Here is a 14,972-nt window from a genome sequence, read left to right as displayed (position 1 = left end):
TATAAACTTTTCTTTCCATGATTAAATCTCCCATAGTTTTTATTAGGTTTTATTTGTAATTATATCATAAATTACCTATTACATTTTATATCTTCTTCAAAATCAAGAAATTTAGGATAAATCAATCCAAAATTTGTGCCATAATCAACTAAAAAATAAAAACACCTTACATAAAAATATAAAGTGTTTTCTCATATATATCCCAACTAATTTCTGCAATTATATTTATATGAAGTTTGAACTATCATTCAGCTTATCATCTTTTACCATTATTTTATCTTCAGCAATATCAATAATTACTTTAGAAACTTTTAGCAAATCTAAACCTAATAACCCATTCTTATATTTCAAATCAACCATTTACATTTTACCTCTTATACCAATATATTTAACTAACTGAATTTCAACTCTACTTTTAACCGTATTATACACATATTGACCAGTTTTGCATTTTAAATGTTCCTTCATAGCTTCTTTCCCATCTTTAATAGGTTTAATAAATGCAACTTCATCTACTATTTCCTTGTCTTCTTCGATATGAGATTCCACTATCTCAAATTTTACAAAAGTATTAGGATATTGCTTTCTCACATCTTCCCATTTCATAATATCAACTCCCATACAATTGTATTTGTCTCAATTTTAGCATACTAAAATATTTATATAAAGATATTTTTAAGACATCAATATCTTTTATTCACTTCTGTTTATATCCCTGTTAAACATTCTAGCGCATAATAATATTTTTAAACATGTTTCTAAATTATTTTAATTGAAATAAATGTAAAGGCCTATGCTAAAACTGTTGTTAAAGCATAGGTTTTTTATTACAAAAATCATAGTAAAAAATATCTTCAAAGATCAAATCCAAAATACCTTTATAAATCTTACATTTATAATTTCCTGGCATCTGATCAAACAAAGATCCTGTTTTATCATAATTGTATACTGGACACACTCCACAATAAGGATTATATACGCAATCTGAACATGCTGGTAAAGTTTCTATACAAGAAGCAGTACATAATGTTGAACATACTTTACTATTAACTAGCGAATTAAAGTCATTTTTATATACATTACCTATTTTAAAGCTTTCATTACCTCTTTCTGCAAGCATTCTGCCTTCATCACAAGTATATATATTTCCATCATAATTATACGCCATTTGACCTATAGTTCCACCGCAAGGTGATCTAAGCTCCATATAATTTATATAATCATTTTTTAATATTTTAGATATGAATATAGAATAATGTCCTTCTTTTATATTTATTCCTTTATTATTTAAATCTTTTACATAATTACAGCACTTTCTATAAAAATCCAAGAACTCTTCTGGTGTATATCCAACTTTATTCCAATGTTCCTTTGAATTTCCTAAGGGTGTTAATGGTCTTATAAATATATTTTTCATACTCAAATCTACATAAGTATCTATTATTTCCTTCCAGTTTTCCAAACTAAACCTGGTAGTCGTTTGAATAGCTTGTACTCTACATTTTTTATTTTTTTCTTTATACAAATTATTAATTTTATTTATTTTTTCTTTTATAATTTTGAAGGAACTTCCCTTCCTGTATGGTCTGTTTTTATCATGTACATATTCATCACCATCTAATGAAGTAGCTATATTTATATCATTACTTATGAGAAATTCTATAATTTCATCATCCGCCAAAATTAAATTACTTACCAGATTAAAGCTTATTTCTTTCTTTATAGTTTTATTTCTTTCTTTAGCATACTCAACTATATATTTTAGCACTTCAAAATTCATTAAAGGCTCTCCACCTTGGAATTCAAAGGATAAGCTTTTACTAAAAGATTGTAGTGCTATATCAACAGCCTTTTGTGCCACTTCCCTACTCATTATTTTATTTGAATTTTTTAAAGTACTAGCAGATGCCTGACAATAAATACAACTTTGATTGCAATTAGTAGTAAGTACAAATATATGAAGTTGAGTTCCTTCAAACAAATAGTTTTTATGATTTCTGAGTTCATTTGCAGCCTCATTTATAACAATTTCTCTATTTCCATCTACTACAAAATATTTTTTTAATAATTTATCACATAAATTTTTATCTTCAATATAAGTTTGCCCGCATAATTTTTCAAATTCTTGCTGTGATAAAAACAAGTAATTTCCCAAATCATTAGTGATTAAATACTTATCTTTAAACTTTTTAAAATTAAAGTAATTTAATTTACTTATCATTATTTACCTCTTACACTTTTAAAATTTTTATTCTATAGCTGCCAGATGTATTACTGGATTGGGTTCACCTTTAAATCCTTCATATTTATAGTAGAATTGAAAAATCCTCCACAATTTTTCATAACACTGCATTCCTTACACTGTTCTTTATATCTTATCTTATAGTCAGATATACTTCTTACACTTAAATTCCATATGCTTTCATCTAAACTACACAGCGGAAAATTATAAATTCCTACCTCTATTCCACTTTTTAATAATATAAAAGCAGCCTCCTTAAGCTTTTCTTGAACACTGTTAAAATCAATCCACACCTTTTCTTTATTAACTACAGCATTTCCCAGCATCTCCATAGCCATAAAATTTACTCTTACTACTTTAGGAAAATAATTAGAAATCATAGCAGCAATATTGGTAATTACAGTATAATTTAATTTATTTATTACCACCCTAATTTCTATTTTTCCTCCTAATTCATATAAGTTTTTTAATCCATAAAAACTTTGTATAAAGCTTCCCTTAACTCCAGATATACTGTCATGAAGTTCTGGATAATGGCCGTGAATAGGAATGGCTGTTATTAAATTTTTTGGTGTGCTTTTTAAAAAAGATTCTGCAAAATTTTTATTATAAAACATTCTTCCATTAGTAAGTAAAAGGTACTCGGTATCAGGCAGCTTTTCTCCTAAATATCTTATTATTTCTATAAAGTCTTTTTTCAACAAGGTAGGTTCTCCACCTGTAATACATAAAAATTTAACTTCTTCATCTATAAGTTCTATATACTTTTTTAGAATACTTAAGGGTATATTTTTATTTTCTGTTCTTACCTTTAAAGAATCAGGACACATTATACAATTATTATTGCATTTATTTGTAAGCATTAAAACGTTATCTGTAGAATTGGCTCTGTATAATACTTTTATAGTTGATCTATCAGTATCCATTTCGATTACATCCTTATCTACTAATGTATCTATCTCATCTACACCACAAATATATGGAATATTATTTAATTTTAAGTAATTCATAACTTTTTCCTGTACATTTTCGGATTGAAAAACATAAGCATCATAGCCTTTTATAAAAGTTTTACTTTTTAGTATTACTTTAGCCTTACATTTTTTATCTAAACTTTCTTCACTCTTACACACTGAAACTAAAGAATAAGAACCTTGTCCCATTTTTCCCTTTAAAAAAAGAGGCCTGTATTTACAATCTTTAATCATAAAATCTCCTAACCTGCCATAATCAAACTTATCACAGTTCCTAAAAATATAAATGGTGCAAAATGTATTTTTCTGACTATTACAACTTCATTTGATCCATTTTTGCTTTTTTGCCAAAGTTTAATACTTTCTATTTCTTCATAAGTTAATCTTGAACTCATACTTTCCGAACAATCATCTGGCAATCCTTTAATTTTAGAATTATAAAAATTAAAGACAGTACCTGAAGACAGCAACATACCGGGTTTTAATTTTTCTATTGATACATTTTTATAATTATATTTTCCACATAAAGCTCTAAATAAAATTAGAACTATTACAAATGCCATTAATTTTACATTTAAATGTATGTTTCCTGCTCCTAAATAAACAGTACTAAAAACATATGTTACTACTCCAAGAATAGTAACCCAATAAAATATTTTCTTACTATTTGCATACCTTGTTAAGTAAAGAATAAGTAAAGCATTTAAAACCATATATAATCCAAAATTATACAAGTAAAAATTTTTTAAAAAGTGGACTATTAAACGATTTAAGTTTATTGATATAATCCATGCAAAAATAATCCTTAATATTATTATCTTTAATTCTTCTATATCAATATGCCTTATATCTTTTCTATCTGCATTTAAAAATCTATCTTTCATATATAAAAATAAACTTTCTAATATTAAATAACCAAATCCACATAAAAAAATAAGAACTATAATAGAAAATCCAGGAAATATATTTTTAGGATTAGACCTGTACATTTCCATAGGCATTAAACCTACAATTAGCATAACTAATTTAGCATCTCCTGCTGCCCATATTTTAAAAACATACATCATAACAGAAAAGAACATTGCTGCAATTAAATTAACTATATACATTTTAACTGTAGTAAAACTCGAACTATTTAAATAAAGTATCTGAAGTATGATTCCAGGTACGAAAAACATAATAAGATGATTATTATATATCTTACCTCTTTTTATATCCGTATAAGAACTGTTTATACCTAATGCAATTATAATAAAATTCAAAATTTTACATATTAAATTACTAATCATGCCTTCACCTACTGAGTATTATATATGTTTTCCAACCAATCCTATAACGTAATTACAAAATTCATTTTTAATTATTTGAAAATCTTCGTCATTACAATTTATTAATTTAAGTATGACTGTATTATTTTCTTCTAGATTGTACCTGATCTCAACTAAACTTCTGTAATCTTCTATCGCTTTCTTTATATCCTTTAAGTTATAAATTTTTAAATTTAGTCTAAAAAATTGCATAAAAGTCCCTTTCGTTTAAATAAGCTAACTTTCTCCCCAAGCTTTACTTATTTCATCATCTCTAAATATTATTTTTCCATCTTCCTCATTCATTTGATAGTAATAATTTTCTTTATTTATGCTGTTACTTTCTTTAACTTCTACACATGTATTATAAAGTGCTCTTCCTAGTATTAATTCTCTTATATTTTTTGTTTCTTTAAAGATTTCAATTCTGAGAGTTTGATTTAATAATTCATTATAAAATTCTCCTACTAATTTTTTCAAAAAATCTTTATCTTTAATTTCCTTTGGAGTAAACTCAACTCTTATTAATTTTTCTTTTTCATAATCAAAATAAATATAGACTTTTTCTATAAAAATATATGCTGTTTTCATCACTGCTGTAAGAGAATATATTTCTTCGTTTATAAAAAATACTGCTTTATCATCTTTTAATACTTCAATTACATTATCCATATATTTCTTCCTTTATATACTATTTTACTTTGGTAAATCCGTATCAGCTGGTGTCTGAGGAGTCTGTGGTACTGGATCAGGTTTAACTACAGCTTGCTGAGATTGTGGCTGTATTTGAGTTTGAGTACTATTTGAACTACTTCCTGTAGTACTTGAAGAAGTGCTGTCATTCGAATAACTGTCAGTGCTTGACGACGTAGTATCTGGTGATGAATTTGTATAACTGTCACTATTTGTATAATCATTTCCTCCGCCATAACTTGAAGAACTATGGGAAGAATGAGAGCTGTGTGAACTGTGCGAAGAATGAGAACTATGTGAAGCAAATGCACTTTCACCAGAAGCTATAAAACTAGCTATTACTAATAAAGATCCTACAAACATCAACTTATTTCTGCTTATTTCCCCTTCCTCTTCATATATAAAATCAGTTATAGATTTCTTTATTTGAGGAAATTGTAATTTGCTTATATTTTTTTCTTTCATTATTCATGCACTCCAAATCATTTTTCAAATTTATTATTTTCCCAGGTTCCCTGCTGTACTTGTCCATTCTTATACGTATATTTTCCTTCACCATTCATTTTATTATTGCTCCACTCTCCATCATATATATCACCATTTTTAAAATGATAAATGCCTTCTCCATTCATTAAATCATTTTGAAAACTTCCTTCATAACTTTCACCATTAGCCCATACATATGTACCGCTTCCCTGTTTTTTATTATTTATAAATTCTCCATTATAATTGTCACCATTAGCTTTTTTCAAAACACCTTTTCCATTCATCTTATTATCCGCCCACTGACCATCATAAACATCACCATTGGCCCAAGTATACTTACCTTGTTGAATTTTTTTATTATCCTTTACATAGCCATCATAAGTATCTCCATCATACTCTAAAGTTGTTTTCACTGGAGCAGTTTCAACTGCAGCTTGCTTTTGTGAACTTGAAGTTGTCTTCACAGAATTGCTATTAGTGTTATTATTGGGACTATTTAAACTACCTATAGCTCCTATAAGTATAAATAAAGCTATTATCCCTCCAAAAATCCAACGTTTTTTCTTTTTCTTAACTGGCTTTGTTTCAATATCCTTAGTTTTTAAAATAACAGTCTTATCTAAACCATTAGATTTACTTTTTCCTACTTTATCATATTTATCTTGTATTCTCAAAATTCCACCTCCCACTTTTTATCCATAATAATTTCAAGCCTATGTATAAATTCGCAAATTTTATCAATTATATTATATTTCTACAAAAATAATATAATTCCTGCATATAGTTAGATAAAATACAATTTAATTTATATTGATGCGCTTCACATATTGTTTTCCAGTAAATACCTCTATATACCTTTTCATAATTATGGTACAATATCCAAGTATAATTGAATAATCGCAGATGGATGGCTGCGGAGGTTTTGAATATTTTATCTCCTTGGGCTATTGGTGAATTATTTCACTTTAGCTTAGGGGGTGGTATTGGATATGCTAGAATTAATTATAAAAAGTTTAACTACTCTTTATATTATTAGGTTAGTTTTAAAACATAATCTTTTTATTTCTAAGTTAATTATTGAGATAAAGTTTCTTGATATTCACATAGAAATTAATGGCAAAGAGAAAAAGCACCCATCCTCACAAGATTAGCGTGCTCTTCTCTTAATTAAATTTCTATTTAATTCATCCAATAGCCCTAAAACAAAATAAATGTTCTAAGGGTACTTAGTGTTACCAACACTAAGTATTTCTTATTTATATTATATCAAACTTTTCTTAAAAATAAACTTATTTTTTAATTTACTCGAATAATCTTTTAGTTTTTTATCCTCGCCATATCCTATCTTATGAAATATACGCTATTTCCTTTATCTAAAATTATCATATTTAAATGTATTAAAACATTCTATATCTTTTTCATATTTACTTATGAAATCCATATTACCTCTTCTATTTATTGTTATGAATTATTTCTCACACCTTCATCTATATTATAATTATATGCATCAATTATTAATAAAGTTTTCATATTAAACTCACCTTAACCCCTATTTATACCTATTCCCCAATAATCTTCCTCAAAAACTTCTCCATGAGCTTTGTGGCACTCGGTAAAAAAGGAATTCCTCCAATATTCACAGTATCTATACTTTTATACAACGGATGCTCACAATATTCATCCTCATTTCCATAAGGAAAAAGCACAAAAGCTCCAGATACAATTTTTTCATATCTTCCTGTTCCCTCGTTTTTACGAACTATAGCATCCCTGTACCTATGCATAGTATTAATATCCTCCTCCTTAGGCCCTGGAGTTTTATTATGTTTTTCATAGCTGCTGCCTTTTACAGCTTTATCCAGCTTATATTTAGCATCAAAAATGTAATTGTAAGTTGCCTTTTCACCTATTTTATCTATAGCTAAAACATTGTCCGGTTTTTGGCCTACAGTTTCTGACGGCATCTTTGAATTATAAGAAAGCACAAATTTTTCACCATTTTCAGGATTTTCGTAAACTACTCTAGATTCCACTCCCTTTTTTAGAGCTACAAAAATTCCATTGTTTTTTACCTTTACTGTATCATTGGATATTAAATTATAGTGTTTTCTGAGTATTCCATTTATCTTTATAAAACACCAGTACTCATAAAGCAGTGGAAGATCCTTTATATTTAGCTTGAATAATTCTCCTTTTAAAGTCAATCCCTTTTGAAGCATCAAATAATATTTATAAACATCCTTGTAGCCTACAGCCATTTTAAAAACCATGGACGAATTTTCTCTAAATTCATATTCTCCTACATACTTTAAAAATGTGGAAGTCAAATATTTATTCATGGTTTTTGTAAAGCCTTCCAATCTTGAAATAAATGAGCTGTCTACTGCTCTTCCAAGTTTTAGATATCTTTTTCTAAGCTCCTTCAACTTAAATAAAATACTCTTCACAATAAACTTCAAAAATCTATTTTCATTAGTATCTAAAGTCACCTTTTTTCTAACCTCTAGAGCTTCTACAGGAAGAAACTTGTCCTTCTTTTTCATAAGTTTTTCAGGTCTCTTTTCCAGCCACTTTATAGTTTCACTTGTTACATTCTTCAATTTATGATAAGGAACAATCTGTGTTTCATTAACCAATAGATGATGTGGCATAGCTGTTATCGTGTTTAATGCTTTTTTTAACTTTTCAAAGATATAATTTAAAATGCTGTAATATTCACTTAAGGAATCTCCTTTGTGTTTACTCAGTCCGCCTAAAGAATAAGTTCTTTTAAGAAAATCAAAGGCTAAATTATAAATTTCTTCATTTACATCACTGCGAATAGCCATGTAATCTTTTCTATAATCTATTTTTGTAGGAAACACTTCTACTTGTATAATAAAATGATATTTTCCATTTACTTTTATTACTAAGTCAGAATATCCTATTTCTCCTTTAAAGGTTACAATACCGCTTAAACTGCCACTTCTATTTCTAGTTATTTTGTTTCTTATATCTTTATTTTCATGGTAAAAGCTTAGATCTATATCTTTATCCTTCTTTTCTATTAACAATTCATAATTTTCATATTCAAAGAAATAAGCTTTTTCCGTATAAACAATTAAATTTGCTCCTTTTTCCTCATAACTTATTGAATATCCCCTGCTGTCTATGTCTTTATCATCTATTTCACAATTTCTGTTTTTCCCTTTTATAGTGAAATATATTTTATCTGTTTCCAGATAAAACATTTCTTTTTTTGATTTACCAGAAGGTTGTAAATCCATCTCTATTAAACCTCCTGATCATCTTCAATATTTTTTCAGAGGATATAGGATATTTACAGGAAATCTTTTCTCCATCATAATCCTTTTTAAGACTTTCCTTAACCTTATCTAAATATTTGGTCAGTTCTTTTAACGTATTTTCATCTATATAATCAGAATCAAGGTTTCCTTTTTCCATTTGGGAGCAGTGTAAAAATAATTTAAATAAGCATTTTTCAATTTCTTCACCACTGCCTCCAATTCTAGGTAGTATCTTTTGTTTTATCTCGTAATCTAAAGCATGATTAAAATCCATTATTTCTTCATGCACTGCATAAATCACATAAAAAACTATTTCATCCCTAACTCTGTAGGCAAACTGCATGTCACATTTTTCTAAAATACTATTTATTTCTTTAAGTTCATCTATAACAGCTTTAGCTGTATCTTTGCTTTCTCCACACTCAGATATCTTTACATATTCTGAAAGAAGAAGTTTATTGGGATAAATCTTAGGTTGTACTTCAACTTTTTCTCTATCAAAATCATAATCCAAATTAACTTCATTAAATTCTATAGTATTCGCTCTATCCAATACCTTTTTACTGAATGGAAAGGTTGTTTCGTCCATATTTACTGTACCAATTATATATAAATTTTCTGGTATGTATAAATCTCCAAAGCTTTTTACTGCATCTGTATCTCCAGCAAAAAACTCTCTTCTTATGAGCTTATCTGTTTTTATCTCTCCATCTTCCTTATCTCTTGTTTCCATTATGGACAATATGTCGCTGAAGTAATATTCCACTCTAGCTAGATTCATTTCATCCAAGCATACAAAGTAAGGTATTCCCTCATGTTCTGCAGCTTTACCAATTACATTTGTAAGTATTCCAGGCTGAAACTCTCCATTTATATTTCTATACCCTATTAATTCCGATGCGTCTGACCAATCTGGTCTTACAGGTATTAAATTATAAGTTTCATCCTCTCTTGAAGCTCCTAAAGCCTTAGCAAACAGCTCCACCAATTTACTTTTGCCTGTTCCAGAAATTCCATATAAAATAACAAAAGGTTTAGTTTTTAATGACAGGTATAAATTTTTTATAATATCAATGCTGTATTCATAGCCTTTTGCTGTTATGTACTTATGAATATATTCCACTACAGCTTTACTTTGAAAGTTTTCTTCTAAACTTGAGATTTTATTTGACATTGGTGTTTCCAATGTGTCAGTTTCTTCATTTCTTACTGTAGCGGCAGTTTCATTTTTGCTGTGTAATTCCCCATTTTCTCCTAAACCCTTATCCAAATAGTATTTATTGAGCTTGTTATTTAAAATGCCTCTTAGTTTTTCCTTATCTTCTTCAGTAAATTCATTCCAAAGCTCTGTATTAAAGCTTAAGTATTCAACATCATCTACGTGCTCCTTAAATATATAATCTTCTTTACTTATAACATTATAAGAATTTTCATTTATTACATTTCTTACAGTATTTACTTGTAAGTTTTGTATACTCCTTTGAATTTCTGAATCTGAAGTTTCTACTAGTAATTGTTTTTTATGTCTTTCTATGTAAAAGTCCTTGATATATGAACAAATATCGTCATATACAGCTTTTCCTTCGAAATCTGCTAGTTCTAAGAGAGCTATTAATAAAACAAGCTTATAGCTTTTTTGATACTTGTTTCCAAGATTTTCTTCTTTATGTCCAATGTAATTAAAGAAATTTTTCTTTAATGATACGTTATCTTCTGATGGAGCAGCTGAAGTTCCTTTTGACTTGTTTTCTTCTGCATTAGGCAGCTCTGTAAAATTATAATTATCATCAGCAATTAGCTCAATTCTAAAAGTATTAAGCTTATCTGTTTTATAAAATTCTATGTATTCTTGCGGTTTTTCTATATTGGGATTTTCATTGTACTCAAATATGTACTTATAGCTCTTTTGTAATTTTTCTATTATATAATCTTTAATTTCTTTTCTGAAAAGAAACTGATAAGTATCATTTCTTGTATCAGATTTTGCATTTCTAAATAGTGCTTTAAATTCTTTTCCGTCAACTAATAATGATACTTCTTTGCTTTCATTTCTATCTAAATATTCTTCATTTACAACTCTTAAATATTTATGTGCTTCTCCTTTTGGTATGGTTACACCGTACTTAAACGTTGATTTATCTACTAATTTTTTACCTATTATATCTTCTCCATTAACTTCTATCCATCCACCTGATCTACCTTCCACAATTTCACCTGCTTGTCAAATTTATTTAGTATGGTCATATTAATTACTCTTTTTACATAAAATTTCAAATTATACTATTATTTTATAACATATTCATCTCTTTTTACAGTAAAAAAATGGGCATTCTCTACTACAAATTCTATACATACTCCATAATTAATACTTGTAAAATAGAAAACTTCGTCTTAATACTTTGACCATTTATTTTTTCCTAAATTTTGAATGTTTTATCATCTAAAGTAATATAAATATACTGTATTAATTAAATGGAGACATTATGGGAAAAGTTATAAGTTTTATTAATTTAAAAGGTGGTGTGGGTAAAACCACAACCGCAGTTGCAATAGCTGAATTTCTTACTTATGAATTTAATCAAAAGGTATTGGTAGTAGATTTAGATCCTCAAACCAATGCAACCATCTTACTTATTGATCAAGATACTTGGAAGAAAGCAAATGAAAATAATAAAACTATTCATCAAATGTTTTTTGATGAACTAAATGGAACTAAGGCTTTTGATATTAAAGAATCTATAATAAAAAGGACTTCAAATATTAAGGGTGGTAATAATAATCTGCATCTACTTCCATCAAGTATTAATTTGATTGATTTAAGTGACAGACTATCAGAACTTGATGAAAATCATGAAGTAAATGACCATTCAATACCTATATTATCAAAATACTTAACAAAAAAATTAATAAATAGATATGATTATGTATTAATTGATTGTCCTCCAAATTTAGGTCTTATTACTTTAAATGGCATTTATATAAGTGATTATTATGTAATTCCAGTAATTCCTGATATCTTATCCACCTATGGTATACCTCAAATGCTCAATAAAATAGAATCTTCAAAAAGAAAGCTCAAAATGCTAAATCCTTCTTACAATCTATCAGAATTAGGATTAATCATTAATAAAATGATAAAAAGAAGCACTATGCATAAACGTACTCTTGAAGATTTACAATCTAGACAAGCCAAGCCTAAAAAAGATCCTAGTTATGTTCCTAAACTTTTTGAATCAATAATATACCAAAGAGATATTTCCTCAAACATAGCTGATTTTTGTCAGACAATCAACACAGTTAAAAAGAAATATGGAAACAATTATACTGATTACAGGAATTTAACTTTGGAATTTATGAGTAGAAGTAATTTGTAAAGGATTGATTCATATGAAGATCACTAAAAAATATCAAATTATTAAGTTTTACAAGGATGGCCTTGATATAGATAATATAATAGGAAAAGGGTTTAATAAAAAATATGTTAAACAAGTTTTAAGAGATTTTAAAGCGTCAAATTTTGATTCTTCATCTAATAATAAAGCTAATGTAGATGATATAAAGCAATTAGCAGCAATACTTGAAGATCTGCAAAACAAATGTGATAAGCTAAATATCAATATTAATATTTCAATTAGTGTGAATAGCTGTAATCCTAATTCAATTAATACTAACATGCCTTTATTAAATCCAGTAACTGCATTTAGAGATATTGGAGCAGCTAGGTTAAAAGAACAGCTGAATTTATTTAAATTGGATGAGCTAATAAAGATGATTAAAGTATACACTCCTGATTTAAATGGAATTATATACAAGCAAAAAGATATTAATGTAGTCATAGAATATATAGTTGAAAGATCCTCTAAACTTTCAAAAATGGGACAGGTATTTAGAACTGCAAGTGCACATGAATAAGGTGATGTGTTAAATTACCATCACCCTGTTTTTATTTAATTCTTTTATTTATCTGAATATTTAAAATTCAATTTAATATTACTAAAATTTACATTTTCTTTAATAGCTTAAGATAGTAAAAGGTTTGGATTATATTCTATTATATAGAATACACAAGTACAAAGAACATATATAAATTTATCATTTTTTAGATGAAATAACTGTTTTTCTAATATAAAATTTGAATCTATTAGCTCAATTAAATTAGCATTAATTACTACATCTTTCCATTTAATAGATTTACCAGTAGCCAAAAATATAGCCTTAGTGAGATTTTGCAAAATAATTATATTACATAAATCTTTACTTGCAGCAAATTTGCGATAATCATTACCCATACTTTCCTGTTGTACACGAAATTTATATTTTTTATCTTGAAGCTCTTTCAATTTAACTTTTCTACTAAAATACTCATCATCTGGTATAGAACTTAAATGATAAAATGCTTCAATCATTGGGTAATTTAAATATAGTTTTCCCATATCTGAAGATTCGCAAAAATAATCTTGCATTAATTTAATATTTTCAGGCACAAATTGGGGGTCCTGTGGATCTAAATCAAAAATTAATAGTATGTCTGTATATCTCTTATCAAATATTTTTTTCTTCTCAATATTTTTTTCTCTAGCTTTTAATACTTGAAGTATATCCATATCCTCTAATCCATCAATACCATCTCTAAACATTTCTTGATAAAGTGTGTATATATTAGTACAGTATGATACTATTTTATATTTAGCATCTATTTCATAAATATTAAATAGTTTCTCCATTACTTTTACATCTGTTTTAGCACCCTCTACCAAAACTAAAATATTCTTTTTTACTACCTTACTCATCAAATTCACCATTTATATAAAGCTTTTCTAAATTATGTCCTTCACGCAATTCTCTATTAGTAGCATTAGCCAATGATGTTAACTTATCTGACGTTAATATAAAATAGCAATCTGGACGCATAATCCTATTTGTCAAGAGATTAGTGTTATGAGAAGTTAAAATAGTTTGAAACTCATTATGTTTTTCTAATAACTGTACTATCATTTCTGAAAGTTCAAAATGATAATATGCATCAAATTCATCAATAAACAAAAATGATATATCTTTGGCCGTTGTGAGCCAATAATAGAGTGCATATAAAGCCTTAGTTCCATTAGAAGCAACTTTAAAAAACGGAATAGGAGTTTTTTTATTAAAGTATAAACGCTGTTTTCCATCAGGATCTTTTATAGCTACTAAATCTTCATTAACTCCTGCTGTATGAAGCAAATCCTGAAAAGTTTTCAAATAATCTTTTTCAAATATAAAGTTTATATAATCTTCACTTTCCTTTTTATAACCTATATATCTGTTTTCATCAAGACTTCGAAACCATAACATGTTATTTACAAAACGCATCAATTGCTTAAGAGGTGCAGCGGTATTGGATAAAGTATTATTAACTACATATTTTAAAATTGAGATATTCTCATTTTGGAATTCAAAATTCAAGGAAGGAGCTAATTTTTTAAGTCCTTCTAAATCTCCTGATTTTTTTGTATAATCATAAGTCATTATAACTTCATCATTTATTGAAATCTTTTCAAATGTTAGCTCTCTTACATCATTTTTTCGATACAAATAATCTATTTCTCCAGCTTCTAATTTAAATACATAATGAAACTCAGCAAAACCTGAATCTAAATCTGCATTTAAATAGTAATCATATAAATCCGGTGTAACATTTTTATCGGCCAAATGTGTTGTAATATCGAATAGTGCTAGGCCCAAATTTGATTTTCCAACTGAATTTTTTCCATAAATTATTATTTTATTCAGTAAACCTTTACTGGCACACTGTTCATTAAATTTATAATCTCGTACATCTGAAAAGTCCAGCTGCATATTTTCTTTAAAGTTTTTAAAACCTCTTACTTCAAATTTTTTCAGCATAATATCACCCCCAAATTAAATTATACATTATTCTAGACTGAAATCAACGAAATTATTCAAGTTGCCGTAAAAAAATTACGGTAAATTAAGTTTATCTCTC

General features: G+C 27.3%; 15 protein-coding genes. 2 read left to right on the top strand and 13 right to left on the bottom strand.

What is annotated here, in order from left to right; all coding sequences use genetic code 11:
- Positions 1-225 precede the first annotated feature (225 nt).
- The 11 genes from CLAU_RS21410 to CLAU_RS17255 all read right to left on the bottom strand — a co-directional run bounded on the left by CLAU_RS21410 (position 226) and on the right by CLAU_RS17255 (position 11,195).
- Entirely contained in the window at positions 226-360 is a 135-nt protein-coding gene (locus tag CLAU_RS21410) for a hypothetical protein (protein WP_023163214.1), read from the bottom strand.
- Positions 361-606 (bottom strand): hypothetical protein, encoded by a 246-nt coding sequence (locus CLAU_RS17300; RefSeq protein WP_023163213.1) that lies wholly within the window; start codon positions 604-606, stop codon positions 361-363.
- A gap of 202 nt (positions 607-808) precedes the next feature.
- Positions 809-2,221: a His-Xaa-Ser system radical SAM maturase HxsB gene (gene hxsB, locus CLAU_RS17295; RefSeq protein WP_023163212.1), complete on the bottom strand. Its 1,413-nt coding sequence runs from the start codon at positions 2,219-2,221 to the stop codon at positions 809-811.
- 50 nt (positions 2,222-2,271) lie between these two features.
- Entirely contained in the window at positions 2,272-3,450 is a 1,179-nt protein-coding gene (hxsC, locus tag CLAU_RS17290) for a His-Xaa-Ser system radical SAM maturase HxsC (RefSeq protein ID WP_023163211.1), read from the bottom strand.
- A gap of 8 nt (positions 3,451-3,458) precedes the next feature.
- Entirely contained in the window at positions 3,459-4,505 is a 1,047-nt protein-coding gene (locus CLAU_RS17285; RefSeq protein WP_029169972.1) for a prepilin peptidase, read from the bottom strand.
- Positions 4,506-4,523: 18 nt separating this feature from the next.
- Positions 4,524-4,736 carry an HxsD-like protein gene (locus tag CLAU_RS17280; protein ID WP_023163208.1) on the bottom strand — a complete coding sequence of 71 codons (213 nt, stop codon included), beginning with the start codon at positions 4,734-4,736 and terminating at the stop codon, positions 4,524-4,526.
- Positions 4,737-4,760: 24 nt separating this feature from the next.
- Complete coding sequence (hxsD, locus tag CLAU_RS17275) at positions 4,761-5,195, bottom strand: His-Xaa-Ser system protein HxsD (RefSeq protein ID WP_029169973.1); 435 nt, start codon at positions 5,193-5,195, stop codon at positions 4,761-4,763.
- 24 nt (positions 5,196-5,219) lie between these two features.
- Positions 5,220-5,681 (bottom strand): His-Xaa-Ser repeat protein HxsA3, encoded by a 462-nt coding sequence (hxsA3, locus tag CLAU_RS17270; protein ID WP_023163205.1) that lies wholly within the window; start codon positions 5,679-5,681, stop codon positions 5,220-5,222.
- Positions 5,682-5,698: 17 nt separating this feature from the next.
- Positions 5,699-6,376 (bottom strand): MORN repeat-containing protein, encoded by a 678-nt coding sequence (locus CLAU_RS17265; protein ID WP_023163204.1) that lies wholly within the window; start codon positions 6,374-6,376, stop codon positions 5,699-5,701.
- 885 nt (positions 6,377-7,261) lie between these two features.
- Positions 7,262-8,968, bottom strand: coding sequence for a restriction endonuclease-like protein (locus CLAU_RS17260; RefSeq protein WP_029169975.1), 1,707 nt, complete (start codon positions 8,966-8,968; stop codon positions 7,262-7,264).
- The gene (locus tag CLAU_RS17255; protein WP_023163200.1) at positions 8,946-11,195 is read right to left on the bottom strand and encodes an McrB family protein; all 2,250 of its coding nucleotides are present in this window, start codon (positions 11,193-11,195) and stop codon (positions 8,946-8,948) included. The genes CLAU_RS17260 and CLAU_RS17255 overlap by 23 nt, the downstream gene beginning before the upstream one ends.
- A gap of 277 nt (positions 11,196-11,472) precedes the next feature.
- Between CLAU_RS17255 and CLAU_RS17250 the strand changes: the two genes are divergently transcribed.
- Both CLAU_RS17250 and CLAU_RS21010 read left to right on the top strand, forming a co-directional pair.
- Positions 11,473-12,363 (top strand): ParA family protein, encoded by an 891-nt coding sequence (locus CLAU_RS17250; RefSeq protein ID WP_023163199.1) that lies wholly within the window; start codon positions 11,473-11,475, stop codon positions 12,361-12,363.
- Between the two features lie 13 nt (positions 12,364-12,376).
- The gene (locus CLAU_RS21010; RefSeq protein ID WP_023163198.1) at positions 12,377-12,901 is read left to right on the top strand and encodes a hypothetical protein; all 525 of its coding nucleotides are present in this window, start codon (positions 12,377-12,379) and stop codon (positions 12,899-12,901) included.
- Between the two features lie 107 nt (positions 12,902-13,008).
- On the opposite strand, the gene CLAU_RS17240 is transcribed toward CLAU_RS21010, so the two are convergent.
- Together CLAU_RS17240 and CLAU_RS17235 are read right to left on the bottom strand one after the other, a co-directional pair.
- Positions 13,009-13,779 carry a hypothetical protein gene (locus tag CLAU_RS17240; protein ID WP_029169976.1) on the bottom strand — a complete coding sequence of 257 codons (771 nt, stop codon included), beginning with the start codon at positions 13,777-13,779 and terminating at the stop codon, positions 13,009-13,011.
- Positions 13,772-14,872: an AAA family ATPase gene (locus CLAU_RS17235; protein ID WP_023163196.1), complete on the bottom strand. Its 1,101-nt coding sequence runs from the start codon at positions 14,870-14,872 to the stop codon at positions 13,772-13,774. Before CLAU_RS17235 ends, CLAU_RS17240 begins: the two co-directional genes overlap by 8 nt.
- Positions 14,873-14,972: the final 100 nt, after the last annotated feature.

Source organism: Clostridium autoethanogenum DSM 10061 (assembly GCF_001484725.1).
In the GTDB taxonomy this organism is placed as follows: domain Bacteria; phylum Bacillota; class Clostridia; order Clostridiales; family Clostridiaceae; genus Clostridium_B; species Clostridium_B ljungdahlii.
The sequence above is the reverse complement of the archived record's forward strand: the minus strand, read 5'-3'. Positions and strand labels throughout refer to the sequence as shown.